Source organism: Bacillus mycoides (assembly GCF_001757995.1).
Lineage (GTDB): Bacteria > Bacillota > Bacilli > Bacillales > Bacillaceae_G > Bacillus_A > Bacillus_A mycoides_B.
In genome coordinates, this window is the sequence record NZ_LXLV01000019.1 from 121,115 (window position 1) to 141,460 (window position 20,346).

General features: G+C 37.3%; 20 protein-coding genes and 1 pseudogene. 11 read left to right on the forward strand and 10 right to left on the reverse strand.

Going from position 1 to position 20,346, the window contains the following annotated elements; translation table 11 throughout:
• Positions 1-309 precede the first annotated feature (309 nt).
• The 7 genes and pseudogenes from BWGOE10_RS05520 (at position 310) to BWGOE10_RS05550 (ending at position 10,859) form a co-directional block, all read left to right on the forward strand.
• On the forward strand, positions 310-903 hold the full coding sequence (locus BWGOE10_RS05520; protein WP_070141244.1) for a TVP38/TMEM64 family protein: 594 nt from the start codon (positions 310-312) through the stop codon (positions 901-903).
• A 56-nt stretch (positions 904-959) separates the two neighbouring features.
• Positions 960-1,523, forward strand: a complete 564-nt coding sequence (lepB, locus tag BWGOE10_RS05525; protein ID WP_070141245.1) for a signal peptidase I — start codon at positions 960-962, stop codon at positions 1,521-1,523.
• A gap of 116 nt (positions 1,524-1,639) precedes the next feature.
• A complete protein-coding gene (gene addB, locus BWGOE10_RS05530; protein WP_070141246.1) occupies positions 1,640-5,155 on the forward strand; it encodes a helicase-exonuclease AddAB subunit AddB in 3,516 nt (1,171 codons plus the stop codon).
• Positions 5,152-8,877, forward strand: a complete 3,726-nt coding sequence (gene addA, locus BWGOE10_RS05535; protein ID WP_070141247.1) for a helicase-exonuclease AddAB subunit AddA — start codon at positions 5,152-5,154, stop codon at positions 8,875-8,877. Before addB ends, addA begins: the two co-directional genes overlap by 4 nt.
• 23 nt (positions 8,878-8,900) lie before the next feature.
• Entirely contained in the window at positions 8,901-9,179 is a 279-nt protein-coding gene (locus tag BWGOE10_RS05540) for an RNA polymerase alpha subunit C-terminal domain-containing protein (RefSeq protein ID WP_070141248.1), read from the forward strand.
• Positions 9,180-9,395: 216 nt separating this feature from the next.
• Positions 9,396-10,104: pseudogene (locus tag BWGOE10_RS05545) on the forward strand (DNA alkylation repair protein).
• 269 nt (positions 10,105-10,373) lie between these two features.
• Positions 10,374-10,859: a hypothetical protein gene (locus BWGOE10_RS05550; protein WP_002116956.1), complete on the forward strand. Its 486-nt coding sequence runs from the start codon at positions 10,374-10,376 to the stop codon at positions 10,857-10,859.
• A gap of 85 nt (positions 10,860-10,944) precedes the next feature.
• On the opposite strand, the gene gerPF is transcribed toward BWGOE10_RS05550, so the two are convergent.
• The 7 genes from gerPF to BWGOE10_RS05585 form a co-directional block, all read right to left on the reverse strand.
• On the reverse strand, positions 10,945-11,160 hold the full coding sequence (gene gerPF, locus BWGOE10_RS05555) for a spore germination protein GerPF (protein ID WP_001141570.1): 216 nt from the start codon (positions 11,158-11,160) through the stop codon (positions 10,945-10,947).
• A gap of 42 nt (positions 11,161-11,202) precedes the next feature.
• Positions 11,203-11,589 carry a spore germination protein GerPE gene (locus BWGOE10_RS05560; RefSeq protein ID WP_070141249.1) on the reverse strand — a complete coding sequence of 129 codons (387 nt, stop codon included), beginning with the start codon at positions 11,587-11,589 and terminating at the stop codon, positions 11,203-11,205.
• A 14-nt stretch (positions 11,590-11,603) separates the two neighbouring features.
• Positions 11,604-11,798, reverse strand: coding sequence for a spore germination protein GerPD (gene gerPD, locus BWGOE10_RS05565; protein ID WP_001052805.1), 195 nt, complete (start codon positions 11,796-11,798; stop codon positions 11,604-11,606).
• 6 nt (positions 11,799-11,804) lie between these two features.
• Entirely contained in the window at positions 11,805-12,419 is a 615-nt protein-coding gene (locus BWGOE10_RS05570) for a spore germination protein GerPC (protein WP_002158914.1), read from the reverse strand.
• A 64-nt stretch (positions 12,420-12,483) separates the two neighbouring features.
• On the reverse strand, positions 12,484-12,690 hold the full coding sequence (gerPB, locus tag BWGOE10_RS05575; protein ID WP_002158913.1) for a spore germination protein GerPB: 207 nt from the start codon (positions 12,688-12,690) through the stop codon (positions 12,484-12,486).
• Positions 12,691-12,704: 14 nt separating this feature from the next.
• Positions 12,705-12,926, reverse strand: coding sequence for a spore germination protein GerPA (gene gerPA / locus BWGOE10_RS05580; RefSeq protein ID WP_002158912.1), 222 nt, complete (start codon positions 12,924-12,926; stop codon positions 12,705-12,707).
• Between the two features lie 96 nt (positions 12,927-13,022).
• The gene (locus BWGOE10_RS05585) at positions 13,023-13,202 is read right to left on the reverse strand and encodes an aspartyl-phosphate phosphatase Spo0E family protein (protein ID WP_002087032.1); all 180 of its coding nucleotides are present in this window, start codon (positions 13,200-13,202) and stop codon (positions 13,023-13,025) included.
• Between the two features lie 243 nt (positions 13,203-13,445).
• Between BWGOE10_RS05585 and BWGOE10_RS05590 the strand changes: the two genes are divergently transcribed.
• Positions 13,446-14,348 carry a fumarylacetoacetate hydrolase family protein gene (locus BWGOE10_RS05590; protein ID WP_070141250.1) on the forward strand — a complete coding sequence of 301 codons (903 nt, stop codon included), beginning with the start codon at positions 13,446-13,448 and terminating at the stop codon, positions 14,346-14,348.
• Positions 14,349-14,382: 34 nt separating this feature from the next.
• Here BWGOE10_RS05590 and BWGOE10_RS05595 read toward each other — a convergent pair whose 3' ends face one another.
• Positions 14,383-14,667 (reverse strand): hypothetical protein, encoded by a 285-nt coding sequence (locus BWGOE10_RS05595; protein WP_070141251.1) that lies wholly within the window; start codon positions 14,665-14,667, stop codon positions 14,383-14,385.
• A 105-nt stretch (positions 14,668-14,772) separates the two neighbouring features.
• Positions 14,773-15,963, reverse strand: coding sequence for an ornithine aminotransferase (gene rocD, locus BWGOE10_RS05600; protein WP_002149886.1), 1,191 nt, complete (start codon positions 15,961-15,963; stop codon positions 14,773-14,775).
• Between the two features lie 149 nt (positions 15,964-16,112).
• Here rocD and BWGOE10_RS05605 point away from each other — a divergent pair, with 149 nt between their 5' ends.
• Positions 16,113-16,475, forward strand: coding sequence for a YisL family protein (locus tag BWGOE10_RS05605; RefSeq protein WP_061656766.1), 363 nt, complete (start codon positions 16,113-16,115; stop codon positions 16,473-16,475).
• 58 nt (positions 16,476-16,533) lie between these two features.
• On the opposite strand, the gene BWGOE10_RS05610 is transcribed toward BWGOE10_RS05605, so the two are convergent.
• Positions 16,534-17,088: a DUF2777 domain-containing protein gene (locus BWGOE10_RS05610; RefSeq protein ID WP_070141252.1), complete on the reverse strand. Its 555-nt coding sequence runs from the start codon at positions 17,086-17,088 to the stop codon at positions 16,534-16,536.
• A gap of 242 nt (positions 17,089-17,330) precedes the next feature.
• Between BWGOE10_RS05610 and asnB the strand changes: the two genes are divergently transcribed.
• On the forward strand, positions 17,331-19,178 hold the full coding sequence (gene asnB / locus BWGOE10_RS05615) for an asparagine synthase (glutamine-hydrolyzing) (RefSeq protein ID WP_070141253.1): 1,848 nt from the start codon (positions 17,331-17,333) through the stop codon (positions 19,176-19,178).
• A gap of 191 nt (positions 19,179-19,369) precedes the next feature.
• Positions 19,370-20,329, forward strand: a complete 960-nt coding sequence (hemH, locus tag BWGOE10_RS05620; RefSeq protein WP_070141254.1) for a ferrochelatase — start codon at positions 19,370-19,372, stop codon at positions 20,327-20,329.
• Positions 20,330-20,346: the final 17 nt, after the last annotated feature.

Here is a 20,346-nt window from a genome sequence, read left to right on the forward strand (position 1 = left end):
TTGTTTGAAGGTATAACAATTATTTGTCACTACTCATTTCTACCTGTATGGAAATACGGATTGATACTTCTGTAGTTCCTTCTTTTTCATAATATGTAACCGTTAAGTTATAACCTGTGCGTGGTGTCTAAATTATTCTCATGTTCTGTCGAATATTGAAAGATTATCATAGTTTAATAATGGAGGAATTCTAACGAAAGATATGGAAACTTAATAGGTACATCTCCATATGGTGTATCTACCATTTCCTCTTTCGTATAAGCAATGATACAGTAGAGGTAGTAATTATATAAAGGGGTAAAGTGTAGAATGGATTTTCAAACGATCAAAGAGTATTTTTCACCAGAAAATATGGATCATATTGTTGAAAGTTATCGTGCATTCGGACCGCTTCTCGGTATTGGTTTACCGATGATAGAGGCGCTTATTCCGGCATTGCCACTCATTGTGTTTGTGTTGGCGAATGCTGTTGCATTTGGTTTTTGGTTCGGTTTTCTTTATTCATGGCTTGGGTCAGTTATTGGTGCAATGCTTGTATTTTTCATTATTCGCAGCTTTGGACGAAGTCGTTTCTTTTCTTTTGTAAATAAGCATGAGAGAGTGCGGAAAGCGATGGGATGGATTGAAAGAAAAGGATTCGCGCCAATCTTTGTTATATTTTGTTTTCCGTTCACACCGTCTGCGCTTATAAACGTTGTAGCTGGTTTATCTCGCATTAGCGTAAAACAGTTTGGACTAGCATTAGCATTCGGAAAGCTTGTGATGATCTTTATTTTAACTTATATCGGTCATGATTTAATGTCGTTTATTCATAAACCGGTGAAATCGGTTGTTGTTGGTGTTGTTATTTTTATTTTATGGTATGTCGGTAAAAAAATTGAAGTAAAGTTAGAACTACATTAGGAATAGTCTTCTTTGTAAAGCAAAGCTTCATTATTAAAGGGCGAGGGGAGAAGCGAATGAAGAAAACTTTGAAAAAAGAAGGGCTAGAGTGGATAAGAACAATTTTAATTGGTGTACTATTAGCTGTATTTTTTCGAACGTTTTTCTTTTCAACGTACGTTGTAGAGGGGAAGTCAATGATGCCGACATTGCAAGATGGCAATATGCTCGTTGTGAATAAGGTGAGTTATCAAGTGGGGGACTTGAACAGGTTTGATGTCGTTGTATTTCATGCAAATAAAAAAGAGGACTATGTAAAGCGAATTATCGGTTTACCTGGGGATCATATCGAATATAAGCATGATAAGCTATATATAAATGGTCAATTTATTGATGAGCCTTATTTAGAGAAGTATAAGAAAGAGATAAATGGAAGGCAACTAACAGGCGATTTTAAATTAGAAGAGTTAACGAAAGAAAAGATTGTGCCACCCGGGTTTATTTTTGTAGTAGGTGATAACCGCCTCGGGAGTTGGGATAGTAGGCACTTTGGATTTGTAAAAGCTGATACAGTTGTAGGAAAAGTTGATTTACGATATTGGCCAATTCAAGAGGTGCAAACGAATTTTTCAAAAGGTTGATATAATAGGGAGAAGTATAGGAAAAGACAAACAAATCGGTTTGTCTTTTTTCGTGTCCTATAATACAATTATGGTAGCAAACTAACGTTCGTTATGTAAGTGAAAGGTGGGGTTACATGTCACTTCGATTTGTGATTGGTAGAGCTGGAAGTGGAAAAAGTACACTTTGTTTACGCGAAGTGCAAGAAGAGTTAAAGCAGCGTCCAAGAGGGAAAACAATATTATATCTTGTGCCAGAACAGATGACATTCCAAACGCAGCAGGCGTTAATTGGTAGCGAGGATGTAAGAGGTTCTATTCGGGCACAGGTTTTTAGTTTTTCGCGATTAGCGTGGAAGGTGCTGCAAGAGGTTGGCGGAGCGAGCCGTCTTCATATTGATGAAGCCGGTGTACATATGTTACTTCGTAAAATTGTAGAATCTCGTAAAGATGGACTATCTGTGTTTCAAAAAGCAGCGGAGCAAAATGGCTTCTTTGAACACCTTGGTAGTATGATTGCGGAGTTTAAACGTTATAATGTGACGCCGTCTAACGTATATGAAATGTGGCAACAATTAGACGCGCATAGCAGTAGTGCAGAGCAAAAGCTACTAGCCAATAAAGTGTATGATTTACAGTTATTATATGATGATTTTGAACGTGCTTTAATCGGAAAATATTTAGATTCAGAAGACTACTTACAATTATTAATTGAGAAGCTTTCAGACTCTGAGTATGTAAAAGGCGCGGAAATTTATATAGATGGATTCCATTCATTTTCTCCTCAAGAGCTAGAAATTGTTAGAGGGTTAATGAAATTAGGAACTAGAGTAACAATAACATTAACGATAGATGAAAAAACGTTAGCGCAGCCAGTGAATGAATTGGATTTATTTTACGAAACGACGTTAACGTATGAAAGAATAAAACAAGTAGCGCGTGAAGAGAAAATAGAAATTGAAAAAACGGTTCCGCTTATGGAACAGCCGCGTTTTCATTCGCAAGCATTAGCGCATTTAGAAAATCATTACGAAGCACGTCCAAATGAAAAATTTCACGGTGAAGCGAGTGTGACAATCAGTACAGCAGCTAATTTACGAGCTGAAGTAGAAGGTGTTGCTCGTGAAATTCGAAGACTTGTGGCGGCTGAAGACTATCGTTACCGAGATATCGCAGTACTTCTTCGTAACGGAGAAAGTTATTATGATGTAATGCGAACGTTATTTACGGATTATAATATCCTGCATTTCATCGATGAAAAACGCCCGATGTCACATCATCCGCTAGTAGAATGTATTCGTTCGGCTTTAGAGATTATTAGCGGGAATTGGCGTTATGATGCAGTGTTCCGCTGTGTGAAAACAGAACTTTTATATCCACTAGACGTAAGAAAAGAAGCGATGCGCGAAGAGATGGATGAGTTCGAAAACTACTGTTTAGCGTACGGTGTACAAGGGAAGAGATGGACTTCTGAAGATCCGTGGATGTATCGTCGTTATCGTTCTCTTGATGATGCGAGCGAAATGATAACAGACAGTGAACGTGAAATGGAAGAGAAAATCAATCGACTTCGCGACGTTGTAAGAACACCAGTTATTCGCATGCAAAAAAGACTGAAGCGTGCTGGAACAGTTATGCAAATGTGCGAAGCGGTTTACTTATTTTTAGAAGAACTTGACGTTCCGAAGAAGTTAGAAGCATTACGTATTCGTGCAGAAGAAAGTGGAGATTTCTTATTTGCGACAGACCATGAGCAAGTATGGGAAGAAGTGATGAGCCTTCTTGATACGTTCGTTGAGATGCTTGGCGAAGAAAAAATGTCCCTGTCTATGTTTACTGATGTAATGACGACAGGTCTTGAAGCACTTCAATTTGCGAACATTCCGCCGTCACTAGATCAAGTGTTAGTTGCTAATATTGATCATTCTAGATTATCAGATATTAAAGCGACGTTCATTATTGGAGTAAATGAAGGAGTGATTCCAGCAGCGCCCATGGATGAAGGGATGCTTTCTGATGAGGAAAGAAATGTTCTCACCGCTGCAGGTATCGAATTAGCACCAACGACGAGACAGACTTTATTAGAAGAACAGTTCGTTATGTATCAAATGGTGACGAGAGCATCTGAGAAGTTATACATTTCCTGTCCGCTTGCGGATGAAGAAGGAAAGACGTTACTTGCTTCTAGTTTTATTAAGAAAATAAAAAGAATGTTCCCTGATGTGAAAGAATCATTTATTACGAATGACGTAAATGACTTATCACGTTCGGAACAAATCTCATACGTAGCAACGCCAGAAGTAACTTTGTCTTACGTAATGCAGCAACTGCAGACGTGGAAGCGATACGGATTTGAAGGCAATTTAGACTTTTGGTGGGACGTATATAACTTCTACGTTACTTCAGATGAATGGAAGCAAAAAAGTAGCCGTGTGTTATCAAGTTTATTCTACCGAAATCGTGCACAGAAACTAAGTACAGATGTAAGTAGGGATTTATATGGAGATACAATTAAGGGAAGCGTTTCTCGTATGGAACTATTTAATCGCTGTGCGTACGCTCATTTTGCTCAGCACGGTTTATCGCTAAGAGAGCGTGATATTTTCAAACTTGATGCGCCAGATATCGGTGAGCTATTCCATGCAGCGCTGAAGAGAATTGCAGACAAGCTATTACGTGAAAATCGTACTTGGGCGGATTTATCAATAAAAGAGTGTGAACATCTTTCTACTTTAGTAATAGAAGAAATTGCACCGTTATTACAAAGACAAATTTTATTAAGTTCGAACCGTCATTTCTATTTAAAACAAAAACTACAACAAATCATTTTCCGTACATCACTTATTCTTCGTGAACATGCGAAGTCGAGTGGCTTTGTACCAGTTGATTTAGAAGTACCGTTCGGTATGGGCGGGACTGGATCGCTTCCGCCAATGGAATTTGCGTTGCCAAATGGTGTGAAGATGGAAGTAGTTGGCCGTATTGACCGTGTTGATAAGGCGGAAGATGAGAGTGGTACGTTCCTTCGTATTATTGACTATAAATCAAGTTCGAAAGCGTTAGATTTAACAGAAGTGTATTACGGACTCGCACTTCAAATGTTAACGTATTTAGATGTTGTTACTGCAAATGCACATACGTGGATGAAAAAGGGCAGTACTGCATCACCGGCGGGTGTATTGTATTTCCATATTCATAACCCGATTGTTGAGATGAAAGGCGATGCATCTGAAGAAGAAATTGAAAAAGAAATTTTAAAGAAATTTAAAATGAAAGGGCTCGTACTAGGAGATGCTGACGTTGTTCGTTTAATGGATAATAAACTTTCAACAGGAAGCTCTGATATTATTTCTGCTGGTTTGAAAAAAGATGGTAGTTTTAGTGCGCGTTCTAGCATTGCAAGTGAACAAGAGTTTAACGTACTTCAAAAATATGTACACCACTCGTTTGAAAATATCGGAAAAGATATTACAGAAGGTGTTATCGATATTGCTCCTTACAAAAAGGGGAATAAAGCGGCATGTACGTTCTGTAACTTCAAATCTGTTTGTCAATTTGATGAATCACTTGAAGATAACCAATTCCGTATGTTAAAAGATATGAAAGATAGCGAAGCAATGGAGAAAATTAGAGGGGAGGTTGGCGGAGAATGATAGAAAATTGGCCTCAGAAACCAGAAGGTAGTCAATGGACAGATGACCAGTGGAAAGCGGTTGTAGCGAACGGACGTGATATTTTAGTCGCAGCAGCAGCTGGATCAGGGAAAACAGCAGTATTAGTTGAACGTATTATTAAAAAGATTATAAGTGAGGAAAATCCAGTCGATGTCGACCGCCTGCTCGTTGTAACATTTACGAATGCAGCGGCGCAAGAAATGAAAAATCGAATTGGGGAAGCATTAGAAAAAGTATTAATTGATGGGCCAGGTTCACAGCATATAAGAAAACAGCTTAGCTTATTAAATAAAGCTTCCATCTCTACAATTCATTCATTTTGTTTACAAGTTATTAGAGGATATTATTACATGCTTGATGTCGATCCTCGTTTTCGTATTGCGAACCAAACAGAAAATGAGTTATTAAAAGAAGAAGTGCTAGATGACATATTAGAAGAAGAGTATGGAATCGAAGATAATAGTATTTTCTTTGAATTAGTTGATCGTTATACGAGTGACCGTAGTGACGATGACTTACAACGAATGATTTTAGCGCTTCATACAGAATCAAGAGCGCATCCAAACCCGGAGAAGTGGCTTGATAAATTAGTAGAAGCATACGACGTTGAAGGAAAGACGATTGAAGATTTAGTGTACGCTTCTTACTTATTAGAAGATGTGAAGTTTCAGCTTGAAACAGCGGAAGAGCATATCCGTAAAGCGACTGGACTCGCAATGCTTCCTGATGGTCCAGCACCCCGCGTTGAAACTTTACAAGCAGATTTAGCTTTACTTGGAACGTTATCATCAGCAGCTCGTGGGTCGTGGATAAGCGTTTATGAAGCGATGCAAAATGTATCGTGGCAAACATTAAAGCGTATTAAGAAAAGTGATTATAACGAAGATGTTGTAAAACAAGTAGATTCTCTTCGTAATAAAGCGAAAGATGAAGTAAAGAAATTACAAGAAGAGTTATTTAGCCGCAGACCCGAAAGTTTCTTACGAGATTTTCAAGATATGCATCCTGTATTAGAAAAACTCGTGAAGCTTGTAAAAGTATTTACAGAGCGTTTCCAAGCGATTAAACGAGATAAAGGAATGGTTGATTTCACAGATTTAGAGCATTTCTGTTTGCAAATTTTAAGTGAGCAAAGTGAAGACGGTGAAATGAAGCCGTCAGCGGTAGCACTTCAATATCGTAATAAATTTGCTGAAGTACTAGTCGATGAATATCAAGATACGAATTTCGTACAGGAATCAATTATTAAATTCGTAACGAAAGATTCTGAGAGTGAAGGTAACTTGTTCATGGTAGGTGACGTGAAACAGTCAATTTATCGTTTCCGACTAGCAGAACCAGGACTATTTTTAGGGAAGTATAAACGCTTCACACAAGAAGGATTAGACGGCGGAATGAAGATTGACTTAGCGAAAAACTTCCGTAGTCGTCATGAAGTACTAGCAGGTACGAACTTCATCTTCAAACAAATTATGGGCGAAGAAGTTGGGGAAATCGATTACGACGCTGACGCTGAATTAAAGCTAGGTGCTACCTATCCAGAAGGTGAAGATGTAGCGGCAGAGCTATTATGTATTCAGCAAACTGAAGAAGAAGTGCAAGACGGAGAAGAAGGTGCAGAAGTAGAAAAAGCACAGCTTGAAGCTCGTCTTATGGCGCAGCGTATTAAAGCAATGGTCGATTCAGGTTATGAAGTGTATGACCGAAAAACTGATAGTATGCGCCCAGTACAATACCGTGATTTCGTTATTTTACTTCGCTCAATGCCGTGGGCGCCGCAAATTATGGAAGAGTTAAAACTACAAGGAATTCCGGTATATGCTGACCTTGCGACTGGTTACTTTGAAGCGACAGAAGTAAATATTATGATGAACGTATTCCGCGTTATTGATAATCCGATGCAAGATATTCCGCTTGCAGCTGTACTTCGTTCGCCGATTGTTGGACTAAATGACGAAGAACTTGCGACGCTTCGTGCTCACGGAAAAAAAGGCTCGTTTTATGAAGTGATGAGTTCATTCTTAAAAGGAGCACCACTTGAAGAAGAACAAGAACTGCATGAAAAACTAGAGTGGTTTTATAACTTACTTCAAGGGTGGCGTGAATTTGCACGCCAACAATCACTTTCCGATTTAATTTGGAAAGTGTACGGTGAGACAGGCTATTACGACTTTGTCGGCGGCTTACCAGCTGGAAAACAAAGACAGGCAAACTTACGCGTACTATATGACCGCGCAAGACAATATGAAGCAACATCGTTTAGAGGACTATTCCGCTTTTTACGTTTTATTGAACGTATTTTAGAACGCGGTGATGATATGGGAACGGCGAGAGCTCTCGGTGAACAAGAAGATGTTGTGCGTATTATGACGATTCATAAAAGTAAAGGGCTAGAGTTCCCAGTCGTGTTTGTAGCTGGACTCGGTCGTCGTTTTAATACACAAGATTTGATGAAACGTTTCTTACTTCATAAAGATTTCGGTTTCGGTTCACAATTTATCGATCCTCGTAAACGAATTAAATATACGACATTATCGCAACTAGCGATTAAACGTAAAATGAAAATGGAATTAATTGCGGAAGAAATGCGCGTATTATACGTAGCTTTAACGCGTGCGAAAGAGAAGTTAATTTTAATTGGAACAGTTAAGGATGCAAATAAAGAAATGGAAAAATGGCTTGATGCACGGGAACATGGGGAATGGTTATTGCCAGATTATATACGCGCTGGAGCGTCATGCTATTTAGACTGGATTGCACCTTCATTATATAGACACCGTGATAGTGAAATGCTTCTGGAATTAGGACAAGGAAATATTCCAGGTGAAATTTATGAATATAGTGCGAGCTGGAAAGTAGAAGTTGTTGAAGGAAAAGATCTACTTGCACCAGAACCAGTTCAAGAAGAGAAACAAGAGTTATTAGAAGCGCTTCGCGATAAAAAAGCTGTTCCGTTAGAAAGTGAACGGAAAGAAGAAGTGTACGATAGATTAATGTGGGAATACGGGTATGAGGACGCGACATCTCACCGTGCGAAACAATCTGTTACAGAAATAAAGAGAAATTATCAATCTGAAGAAGGTAGCGATAACGCCTTTATTAAAAAACTTCGTGCACCAATTAAAACACGTCCGCGCTTTATGGAGAAAAAAGGACTAACGTACGCAGAGCGAGGGACAGCAGTCCATGCAGTTATGCAACATGTAGATTTGAAGAAACCAATTACAATTGAAGTTCTTCAAGAACAAATTGCAAGAATGGTAAATAAGGAATTATTAACATTCGAACAGGCTGAAGAAATAGCAATCGAAAAAGTGATCTCATTCTTTGAAAGTGACTTAGGTAAAAGGGTATTAGCAGCAAAAAGTGTTGAACGTGAAGTACCATTTACGATGATACTTTCAGCAGAAGAGGCATATCAAGATTGGCAAGGTAAGAGTGAAGAAACAATACTTGTCCAAGGGGTTATCGACTGCATGATCGAAGAGGAAGACGGAATTACTTTAATCGACTTTAAAACAGATACGATTGAAGGAAAGTTCCCAGGCGGATTTGAACAAGCGAGACCAATTTTAGAAGACCGATACAAAGTACAGCTTTCACTATATGCAAAAGCACTCGAGAAAAGCTTAAAACATCCTGTGAAAGAGAAGTGTTTATACTTCTTTGATGGGAATCATGTTGTAAAGGTTGAGGAATAGAGAACAGAAAGGGGCTATAAAGAATGGCGACGTTAAGAACTTGTGATCAAGGACACGAGTATTATAAAAGTAGCGATTGTCCAACTTGCCCAACCTGTGAGAAAGAGAGAAAGCCAAAAGAAGGCTTTCTTTCTCTTCTTTCAGCACCAGCAAGGCGAGCGTTAGAGCACCACGGAATAACGACTGTAGAAGAACTTTCAAAGTATAGTGAAAAAGAAATTTTGAAATTGCACGGTATGGGACCGGCATCTTTACCTAAATTGAGAGCGGCTTTAGAGGAAAAGGGATTATCATTTAAATAAAGAAAAACGAATCATTAGTGGGGAGTAGCATCTTCACTAATGATTCGTTTATATAATCGGTATGAATTAGCTGGATAGAGCGTATAACGAACTCTCATTTTGAAAATCTTAAATCGATGGACGAAACGATTTAAAAGATGGATTTATGAAGTGTAGAGAACTTGATAAAGAATATAAGTGAATTGATTATAATATTAAGGAAGGAAGTGCAACACTATGGATTTCGAAACAGTTATGCAAGAGCTTGAAGCCCTCGGTAAGGAACGAACTAAAAAAATATTACATATCCAATGGTGCAAAGGAGCCACTTTTTGGTGTAGCTACAGGTGCTATGAAACCAATCGCAAAGAAAATAAAAATAAATCAAAGTTTAGCTGACGAGCTTTATGCCACAGGTAACTACGATGCGATGTACTTTGCAGGCATTATCGCAGACCCAAAAACTATGAATGAATCGGATTTTGATCGTTGGATGGACGGAGCGTACTTTTATATGCTGTCCGATTATGTGGTGGCAGTAACTTTATCTGAATCAGATTTTGCACAAGACGTTGCTGATAAATGGATTGCAAGCGGTGACGAGCTGAGAATGTCAGCGGGCTGGAGTTGCTACTGTTGGCTTTTAGGAAATCGAAAAGACAATGAATTTTCCGAAAGCAAGATTTCCAATATGCTTGAAATTGTGAAAAATACGATTCACGATGCGCCAGAACGAACGAAATCTGCTATGAATAATTTTTTAAACACCGTGGGAATTTCATATGTGCCGCTACATGAAAAGGTAGTTGAAACCGCGAAGGAAGTAGGTATAGTAGAACTAAAACGGGACAAGAAGAAAAGTAGTTTTCTAAATGCTTACGAAAGTATTCATAAAGAACTTGATAGGGGAAGACTGGGATTCAAACGTAAATATGTAAGGTGCTAAAAATTAGGATTCTGAAATTCTGTAAAATATTCAACTTTTGTATAAATACATCTATTCCTTTATTCTAGAAAAGGACGCTATTTTTTGAATAAAACTTAGATTTTCAAATGACTTTATTGCTATAAATTTAACCCCGTCCTAAATTTAGAACGGGGTTGTGCTTGTTTGAGCTTTTAAAATATAATAAATTTATTTTCATTTTATAAAGAGAGTAAATATCATAAGAGGTATATATCTGTGTGGAAATAAACAATTGAAGGGGAATGTGCATGGATCCCATTAAAGAGAAATTAGATTTATTACGTAATGAAATAAAAGATATGGGTGGTATAATCGATTTAGATTGGTGCGATAGATTGTTATACCCTTATTATAAACACTTTAATGATAGTAAATTGAGATATCGATCAGGTTCATTGTTAGCATTTTGGGGAATTCTCCTAGAGTGGGAAGATGAAAGTGGGTTTCCATTTTATACAGGCACTCAGGAGTATGATTGTCATCATTTTGATATGTATTTAAAGGGATTTCTAAAGTACGCTCCTAAGATTGAGAGGCAATTTCCGAATATTTATCTTGTTATTGTTGGATCACTGATGGAGTTGGATGAAAGAGAAAGATGGGAAAGTGAATTTCCTAACATATGTAAGGAGTTATTCGATGCTGTTAGGGAGGAACTGTTCCATACTGATGTTACACAGATAAATGATGAGACATATCAAAATGCATATAAAGAAGGAAGAATGCTATATTAGAAGAATATAAGCTTGAATTAAAATTATCTTTAATAGAAGAAACAGCCCTAGCTCTACACAATATAGAGATAAGGCTGTTTCTTTTTTACGCTGTTCCAATTTGATCTTGGTCTGCAACGTCCGAATCGAATGTATTCGTTGCACTCACTCCGCTAAAAGTATTGACGACAAATCCAACATTGGAAGCTCCAGACCCGTTATAAGCTTTCGTATTTTCTTTTGGAGACACGTTGTAAAAATCTCCTAAGTTGAAAGAGCCATTACTGTTTTGAACGACGAGATTTCCTACAACCGAAGGCATACCATCCACCTACTTTGCTAAGCTTTTTAATTACTATATGAATTATTTAGAGGAAGGTTCATCAGTAATAAATTGGCGAATTTGTAGCGTGCGAGAATTATTAAAAACATAGTCAACATTGCCGATTTGGAAGCACGCGGAATTTAGAAGTGTTCGCAAGTGAACATCATTTACTTCAATAAAAGGGCACTCATTTACAATATTCATTCTTACATCTGTTGTTCGCTTTGGAATTGTAATGTGTTCATCTGTAAAGATTTCAAACGCATCAAAACGACCTTCACCTTTTATATAACAAGGGATTTCTCGATGAACGATAAGCGCTCTATTTTTTAATTCTATTTGATTAGCATCCCCGACCTGGAAGACGGCTGCAACACCCATAGAAATGATAGAAACATTTTGTACAATTGAAGTATGACGGAGCATAATTTTTCCTCTCCTCAACCTGGAGTCGGAGGAACATCTGTTACTAATGGTACAAATGGCCCCTCTGTAACGGATTCGAATGGCGTATCAAGAATTGAAGAAAGGATGAGAAGGTTAGCATCTCCAATTAAAAATAATGCGGAAGAAGAAACCCCGTTCATTTTAATCTGTCCTACTTTTAACTCACGGTTCACAACATTTAAATTCATACATACTTACTCCTTTCGGAAATTGCCCGGTATGTGTTGAATAAAGGAAAGGAAGGCTTTGTCAATATCTTGTTTCATCGCTTGAATAATGACGTCTCGTAAATAATCGGGATCTGTGGAAATACCCTCATACGATTGAACTTGTGACAAATAATACGGAAGTCTATGTTCCATCTGTTTTTTTATGTCATCCACCATCATTTGTCGATACATCTCATCAAGCGGCGTTCTCTCTTCTTGTTCAAAATGGAGAATTCGACTATATGCTTCTTCATCTAAATAGCGATGCATTTCTTGAAGGATACCTTGATAAAAGTCTGGATTTATTTCTGTTTCAGGATTTACTTTTAGTGTTTCTGTATCTACTTGAAAATCTTCAATTTGTTGCTCTTTTGTTGAAAATGGATTCAAGCCAATATTTAAAGTGCCGTTTAAATTCTCTACTTTTAATTGATCAAATTTATATTCCACTTTTCCTATAGAAGAGGAGGGACGACTTTTTAACTCATTAAGCTCTTCTTGTAGTAGGCGAACTTGCTCTTCAAGATTTAGAATAGTTTGCTGCTGTATTTGGAGAGCTTGCTGAAGTTGGTGTAGGTAAGTGTATATATCTTGATTCATTTTGTGAAACCTCCTTTTCAATAGGGAGGGTATATTAATGCTATATATTTATGATAAGGATGGTCTAAGAAGAACTAGTTGAAGGTTTAATAGAAATAATTTGTCCTTTCGCATGTAAAGGGCGAAGAGGTTCTGTAAATCCGCCAGAATTTGAGAATTTAGAAAGAGCCTTAATACTACCTGCAGTTCCAATTTGAAAAACGGAAGAGGTCGTAATGCTATCGATTCTAATGCTGTTAATGATGATACTTTGGTTCACATAAAAATTCAATGCAATCGCCTCCTTTAGCTCGAACCGATTATTGCTTGATCAATTACATCTGAATCATTGACAGTCGTTGAGCTTTGATAATTGTAGACAGAGACGTTATCCCCAACGTTAAATGAACCGGCTCCGGCAAAAGCGCGTGAATAACTAATAGGCCTAATCGCAAATACATCTCCAATATGAAAAATACCACTTGATCCAATATTAACGATACGAATATGTCCGACCATAGCTGGCATACAAAACACCTTTCATTTTTAAAATTTTCTTTTCTACTATTGTATGGGCGTTTTCAATAAAATGTGTCCTTTTTTGAAATAAAAGAAACACATACGTTATTGCGTATGTGTTTCGAACATTTGAGTGTGTGTGCAATCTGTATGTATAGGCCAAACAACATTTAAGAGCCTGTCCAGTTCTTGGCTACAATCCACTGTTTTTTGAGAAGTCATTCCGTAGCGTTCAGCAAAATAGATCATTTTTTCGCGTTTTTTTTCGATAGCTTGCTCAAACATTGAAATCGGCTCCATCTCTCAATAAATTTTATGTATATATGTAGTACATATTATACAAAAATTCCATAAAAAAGAAACACCTTCGCCAAAAAAAGTATAATTTCTACATTTTATGTCAAATGAAGGGTGAGGAACGAATGTAAGAAGGGAGGAATATTGTAAAAATTAGCGTGCGTGAGAAGGTTTTTTTCTTAAGGATGCGAATACAATTATAGGGTATGAGTTTTAGGATGGAGAGTGGGAATGTTGCGTTTTGTAACGGCGAAGAAAGAAGAGAAGGTATTTGTTGGTATTGTTGATGAAGAGGAAGAAAAAGTATTACATTTAAGAGAAGCGCAAAGACAAAAAGGAGAAAAGGTTACTATCCCAATTACCATGTTAGAGTGTATTGAAAGAGGAAGCGAATGTCTTGAGAAAGTGTGCGATATTGTAAATTGGGCGAAGGAAAATGCGGGATCGGCGTATTATCCGTTAGCAGAGGTGAAAATATTAGCACCGATTCCAAGGCCGAGAAAAAATATTCTTTGTGTTGGAAAGAACTATCGTGAGCATGCGGTAGAAATGGGCGGAGTAGAGTCTATCCCTGAAAATATAATGATTTTTACAAAGGCGCCAACAACAGTGATTGGAATTGATGAGCAAATTAATGGTCACCCTCACGCAACGAATGAACTTGATTACGAAGGTGAACTAGCAATCGTTATCGGTAAGCGAGGGAAACAAATAAAAATAGAAAAAGCTCTTGACCATGTTTTTGGATATACAGTTATAAATGATGTAACTGCTCGGGATATTCAAAGAAAACATAAACAATTTTTCCTAGGGAAAAGTTTCGATACATTTTGTCCAATGGGACCGTATTTAATTCATAAATCGATGGTTAGAACGCCGAATGAATTACACATTGAAACAGTGGTAAATGGAGAAGTAAGGCAAACTTCAAATACGAGAGAAATGATTTTTTCAGTAGAAGAAATTATTTCAACTATAAGTAAAGGCATGACATTAGAACCAGGAGATATCATTGCAACAGGGACACCGGCTGGTGTTGGTAAAGGTTTTACACCACCGAAGTTTTTGCATGCTGGTGATGAAGTTGTTGTTACAGTAGAGGGAATTGGTACGCTTAGAAATATTGTGAAATGAAAAAAGAGCTATCTTTTCATAAGATAGCTCTTTCCTACGGGCGTGGATTAACGGAGTAATCTATAATGGCGAAAATATACAATCCGATTAATGCTAAAGTGCAAATTCCAATTAGCATAACTGCAAGTGCGCTTCTCTCGCGGCCAAAACCGATAATTGTAAGGAAAACAGCAGTCCAAAATGATGTTTTAAGTAGTGTGAATGTATTAGGAGTTGAAAAATGACTGAGTAAAGTTGTAGATAATATGAAGCCGATGAATGACATAGAAATAAAAATTGTAGCTAAATAGTTAATGTGTTTACCGTATTTCAAAAGCATACAGTTACCCCCTTTTTAACGAAAACAGAATATTCAATTTTATTTTACGGTAAAATACTAAAAAAAGAAAGAGGTTGTCCTATATTTAGGACAACCTCACTATGATTAAGATAGTACAGCTTTAATTTTTTGGAATGCCCACTCTAAATCTTCTTCAGAGATTACTAGAGGTGGTGCAATACGAATTACGTTTTCGTGTGTTTCTTTACATAATAGCCCAGCTGCTTTTAGTTGTTCACAGTAAGGACGAGCTGCCTCGTTTAATTCGATACCGATGAATAAACCTTTACCGCGAATGTCAGTAATCATTGGGTTATCAATTTCTTTTAATTGCCCAACTAGTTTTTCTCCTAATTGAAGAGAACGCTCTGTTAATTTTTCTTCTTCTAATACTTCAAGAGCTGCGATAGAAACAGCACATGCAAGTGGGTTACCACCGAATGTAGAACCGTGAGAACCTGGCTCGAATACGCCTAAAATATCGCTGTTTGCTGCAACACAAGAGATTGGGAATACGCCGCCGCCAAGTGCTTTACCAAGTATGTACATGTCAGGAGTTACATTGTCCCAGTCGCAAGCAAATACTTTACCAGTACGGCCTAAGCCTGTTTGGATTTCATCTGCTACGAATAAAACGTTTTCTTTTTTACATACTTCAAAAGCTTCTTGTAAGAAACCAGCTGGTGGAATATTAATTCCTGCTTCACCTTGGATTGGCTCTAAAATGAATGCAGCTGTATTTGGTGTAATCGCAGCTTTTAACGCTTCTAAATCACCGTAAGGAATTACAATAATGCCAGGAAGCATTGGACCGAAGCCGCGCTTGTACTCTTCGTTTGATGACATAGAAACAGCACCCATTGTACGTCCGTGGAAGTTATCTTCACAAACGATGATTTCTGCACGGTTTGCCTCTACCTTTTTCACATCATAAGCCCAGCGACGAGCTGTTTTAATTGCAGTTTCAACAGCCTCTGCGCCTGTATTCATAGGAAGTACCATATTTTTATTTGTTAGTTTCGCAACTTTTTCGTACCAAGGACCTAATTGATCACTATGGAAAGCACGAGAAGTTAACGTAACTCGATTAGCTTGGTCAATTAAAGCGTTAATGATTTTTGGATGACGATGACCTTGGTTTACTGCAGAATATGCACTTAATAAGTCCATATAGCGGTTTCCTTCAGGATCTTCTACCCAAACGCCTTCTGCTTTAGAAATAACGATTGGAAGTGGATGGTAGTTATTTGCCCCGTATGTGTCTGTAAGTTCGATAATATCCTTAGTTTGAATCATGATTGTTCCCCCTTTTGTTATTACAAGAAGTTTGTAAATACTCTAAATATTATAGCATTTAAATGTAAAAAAGCGAAACATTTCCTGAAAATAAATGAACATGTTATCATATAGAGTGAAAAAGTGTGAAAAGAGGAGGCAGGGATACGATGGTACATATGCATATTACAGCATGGGCGTTAGGATTAATTTTATTCTTCGTTGCGTATTCACTTTATTCAGCAGGAAGAAAAGGTAAAGGTGTACATATGGGGCTTCGCCTTATGTACATTATCATTATTGTGACAGGCGTTTGGTTATACCTAGATCAAACTATAGTCGATAAGAGCTATCACATGTGGTACGGTCTAAAAATGCTAGCTGGTATATTAGTAATCGCTGGAATGGAAATGGTTCTTGTGAAAATGAGCAAGAACAAAGCAACAGGGGCATTTTGGGGACTATTTATTGTTGCACTAGTAGCGGTATTTTACCTTGGACTGAAATTACCGATTGGTTGGCAAGTATTCTAATAAAAAATAAAACCACCTTATGATCTCAAATATTTGGGAGATAAGGTGGTTTTTATTTTTATGTCGCATCGATATGCAACTCTTCTCCGTTTACTTTCGTAAATCGTAAAATGTTTTTATTAGAGGAAGAGTGGCGTACGAAATGATGCTGCAATGTACAAATCATTTCTTCGTTATCAAACAAAAGAATATTTACTCCTTCGCATGCTTCATCTTTCGATAAGAATGATAAATAATTATGACAATACATGCAATCGTATAAAGAGTAATTAAGCGATTGTAATGATTCGGTTAATAATGTAAAGACAGGGTCAGGTAACTCCTCAAGCCATTCATTATAGCTAAGAAGTAATTTTTTTCGAATTCGTATCATTTCCCCGTTTTGGAGAGAATGTTGTTCATTTGCAATTTGCAATATGTCTTGTTCATAAAAACGAGCTGGTAGCCAATTGTTGTTATATAAAATTTCAAAACCATCTTCGGCAATATCTTCTAATAGAAAAGCCTCATCATTTTCATCATCAAAGAATATCCATTCGTTGTTTATATATTCCACATTACCGATTGAATGAGCACGCGGTTGGTTATACAAAATATGTTTGCGTTGTACCATAGTTCATTTCTCCTTTTATAGAAGTAGTTATTCTTGTTATGGACAGTTCATACGTTCTTTATAACTAGACACACCTAAAGATAGATGGGCATACAATAAAACACGCTTCACACAGTGAAACTGCTATTCCATATATGGATAGTTAGTTATCGTCAAGTTTGTTGTTTTTATGTATCCGCACTCATAGGGTGGGGATTACTGCACGTTCAGAAACAGATATTAGATTAGGAAGGATGATTCTTATGTGCGGGATTACAGGATGGGTGGATTATAAGCGCTCATTAGAAGGGGAAAGGGACATCGTGACGAAGATGGCGGAAACGCTAGCGAAACGCGGTCCAGATGATAATAAAGTTTGGATTAAAGGGAACGTCGCATTTGGGCATAAACGGTTAATCGTTGTAGATCCTGAAGGTGGTAAACAACCCATGACTTGTTTGAAAGATGAAACTAGTTATGCGATTTGTTATAACGGAGAGCTCTACAATACAGAAGATATCCGGAAAGAGTTATTAAGAAGAGGTTATACATTTAAAGGGCATTCCGATACAGAAGTACTATTGGCCTCTTATATTGAATGGAAAGAAGAATGTGTCGATCATTTAAACGGTATATATGCGTTTGCAGTATGGGATGAGAAAAATGAACGAGTCTTTATTGCCAGAGATCGATTAGGTGTGAAGCCACTATTTTATAAATATGATAGCGGACGATTATTATTTGGTTCAGAGTTAAAAGCGATACTAGCGCATCCAGATGTGAAGGCGGAAGTAACGTTAGAAGGTCTGTCAGAAATATTCGGCCTCGGACCATCTAGAACGCCTGGTCACGGTATATATGCTGGTATTCAAGAACTGCGCCCGGGTCATGCGATGACGTTCTCAAAAGATGGTTTATGCATATGGAGATATTGGAATGTGGAAAGTAAAAAACATGAAGATTCATTTGAAGAAACAGTGGAGAAAACTCGTTTTTTATTACAAGATGCCATTACGAGACAATTAGTTTCTGACGTACCACTATGCACTTTTTTATCAGGCGGTGTAGATTCAAGTGCTATCACAGCAATTGCTGCGAAAGAGTATGAAAGATCAGGGAAAGGTCAATTGCACACGTATTCTGTTGACTATGAAGATAACGAAAAATACTTTAAAGCGAATGCGTTTCAGCCGAATTCAGATGCACCATTTATTAATTTAATGACAGAGACATTTCAAACAATTCATCATCGCTGCGTCATTTCTAATGAACAACTAGCGCAGTATTTAACAGAAGCAGTACTCGTTCGCGATTTGCCTGGTATGGCAGATATTGATTCTTCATTATTATGGTTTTGCCGTGAAATAAAACAAGATTTTGTCGTCGGTTTATCTGGAGAATGTGCAGATGAAATATTCGGTGGTTATCCGTGGTTTTATAGAGAAGATGATTTACAATCAAGTGCATTTCCGTGGATGCGTTCTACAGAAGCGCGTGAACAACTTCTGAAAAAAGAATGGAGAAATAAATTAAATTTACAACAATATGTGCAACAACGCTATGAAGAATCTATTCAAGAAGTTCCTATTTTAGAGGGAGAAAGCCCATTAGAAGCGAAGAGACGACAATTATTTTATTTAAACATGGTATGGTTTATGACAACATTATTAGACAGAAAAGACCGTATGAGTATGGGGGCAAGCTTAGAAGTGCGCGTTCCATTTGCGGACCACCGACTTGTCGAATATGCGTGGAATATTCCTTGGGAAATGAAAATGTATAAAAACCGCGAAAAAGGTCTATTGCGTAAAGCGTTAGAAGGTTTACTTCCAAATGATATATTGTATAGAAAGAAAAGTCCGTATCCGAAAACGCATAATCCGTACTATACGAAAGCAGTAACAGTATGGCTACAAGATTTATTAACGGATAAAGGCTCAATTTTGCATGAATTGTTCGATAAGGATCAATTGAGCGGGTTGATTGAGTCTGGTGGAAGTGCATTCCAAACGCCGTGGTTTGGTCAATTAATGACAGGGCCTCAACTTTTAGCTCACTTAGCACAAATTCATGTTTGGTTTAAAGAGTATGGGGTAAATATTAAAGAATAGGGAAAAGGGCGGCTTGCAAATTGTTGTGAGCTGCTTTTTTATTAAATGAATTGTCATATAAAATTAAAAATCACCTTATAAATAATATTTATTTAGAATTATTATTTTGACATACTTATTATTACTTGTTATAATTGGAAACAAATGTTCTTGAAAAAGATTCTCATTTACAAAATTGAGGTGTTATATAGATGACGAAGAAGAAAATAGGTTTGCTTGTAATGGCGTATGGAACGCCAGAGTTATTAGAGGATGTAGAGGCGTATTATACACATATCCGTCATGGGCGTAAGCCGTCTGAAGAAGCGCTTCAAGATTTAATCGGGCGCTATAAAGCGATTGGCGGAATTTCACCACTTGCAAAAATAACGAAAGAGCAGGCACATAAATTAACAGATTCATTGAATAAAATGTATACAGAGTATGAATTTGTTTGTTACTTAGGTTTAAAACATATTACTCCGTTTATTGAAGATGCAGTAGAAGAGATGAAGAAAGATGGAATTGAGCAGGCGATTAGTATCGTATTAGCACCGCACTATTCTACATTTAGCATTCAAGCGTATAATGACCGTGCAATTCGCCTATCAAAAGAAATAGGTGGGCCTGTTATTGAACCGATTGAGCAATGGTACGATGAACCGAAGTTTATTTCTTATTGGGCAAATCAAATTGAAGAAACGTTTGCTAACATTGTAGATAAAGAGAAGGCAATTGTTATTTTCTCTGCACATAGTTTACCGGAGAAAATTATTGCTGATGGAGACCCTTACGTAGAGCAATTACAGCAGACAGCGGATTTAATTGCGACAGAAGCCGGTATAAAGCATTATACAACGGGTTGGCAAAGCGCTGGAAATACACCAGATCCATGGATTGGGCCAGATGTGCAAGATTTAACGAGGGATTTATATGAAGAACATGGTTATGAGTCTTTCGTATATTGTCCAGTTGGCTTTGTGGCAGAGCATTTAGAAGTTTTATATGACAACGATTATGAATGTAAAGTTGTAACTGATGAATTAAATGCCGCATATTTTAGACCGAATATGCCTAATTCACAATCTGTATTTATTGATTGCTTAGCTGAAATTGTTTCCAAAAAAATGAAGGAAATAGTTGACAATGATTTAGTTTTGAATAATAATTAGTTTATAATAATTTTAAA

Coding starts and splice junctions, on each gene's coding strand:
- BWGOE10_RS05520 (WP_070141244.1), top strand. CDS start 310: ATGGATTTTCAAACGATCAAAGAGTATTTTTCACCAGAAAATATGGAT.
- lepB (WP_070141245.1), top strand. CDS start 960: ATGAAGAAAACTTTGAAAAAAGAAGGGCTAGAGTGGATAAGAACAATT.
- addB (WP_070141246.1), top strand. CDS start 1,640: ATGTCACTTCGATTTGTGATTGGTAGAGCTGGAAGTGGAAAAAGTACA.
- addA (WP_070141247.1), top strand. CDS start 5,152: ATGATAGAAAATTGGCCTCAGAAACCAGAAGGTAGTCAATGGACAGAT.
- BWGOE10_RS05540 (WP_070141248.1), top strand. CDS start 8,901: ATGGCGACGTTAAGAACTTGTGATCAAGGACACGAGTATTATAAAAGT.
- BWGOE10_RS05550 (WP_002116956.1), top strand. CDS start 10,374: ATGGATCCCATTAAAGAGAAATTAGATTTATTACGTAATGAAATAAAA.
- gerPF (WP_001141570.1), bottom strand. CDS start 11,160: ATGCCTTCGGTTGTAGGAAATCTCGTCGTTCAAAACAGTAATGGCTCT.
- BWGOE10_RS05560 (WP_070141249.1), bottom strand. CDS start 11,589: ATGCTCCGTCATACTTCAATTGTACAAAATGTTTCTATCATTTCTATG.
- gerPD (WP_001052805.1), bottom strand. CDS start 11,798: ATGAATTTAAATGTTGTGAACCGTGAGTTAAAAGTAGGACAGATTAAA.
- BWGOE10_RS05570 (WP_002158914.1), bottom strand. CDS start 12,419: ATGAATCAAGATATATACACTTACCTACACCAACTTCAGCAAGCTCTC.
- gerPA (WP_002158912.1), bottom strand. CDS start 12,926: ATGCCAGCTATGGTCGGACATATTCGTATCGTTAATATTGGATCAAGT.
- BWGOE10_RS05585 (WP_002087032.1), bottom strand. CDS start 13,202: ATGTTTGAGCAAGCTATCGAAAAAAAACGCGAAAAAATGATCTATTTT.
- BWGOE10_RS05590 (WP_070141250.1), top strand. CDS start 13,446: ATGTTGCGTTTTGTAACGGCGAAGAAAGAAGAGAAGGTATTTGTTGGT.
- BWGOE10_RS05595 (WP_070141251.1), bottom strand. CDS start 14,667: ATGCTTTTGAAATACGGTAAACACATTAACTATTTAGCTACAATTTTT.
- rocD (WP_002149886.1), bottom strand. CDS start 15,963: ATGATTCAAACTAAGGATATTATCGAACTTACAGACACATACGGGGCA.
- BWGOE10_RS05605 (WP_061656766.1), top strand. CDS start 16,113: ATGGTACATATGCATATTACAGCATGGGCGTTAGGATTAATTTTATTC.
- BWGOE10_RS05610 (WP_070141252.1), bottom strand. CDS start 17,088: ATGGTACAACGCAAACATATTTTGTATAACCAACCGCGTGCTCATTCA.
- asnB (WP_070141253.1), top strand. CDS start 17,331: ATGTGCGGGATTACAGGATGGGTGGATTATAAGCGCTCATTAGAAGGG.
- hemH (WP_070141254.1), top strand. CDS start 19,370: ATGACGAAGAAGAAAATAGGTTTGCTTGTAATGGCGTATGGAACGCCA.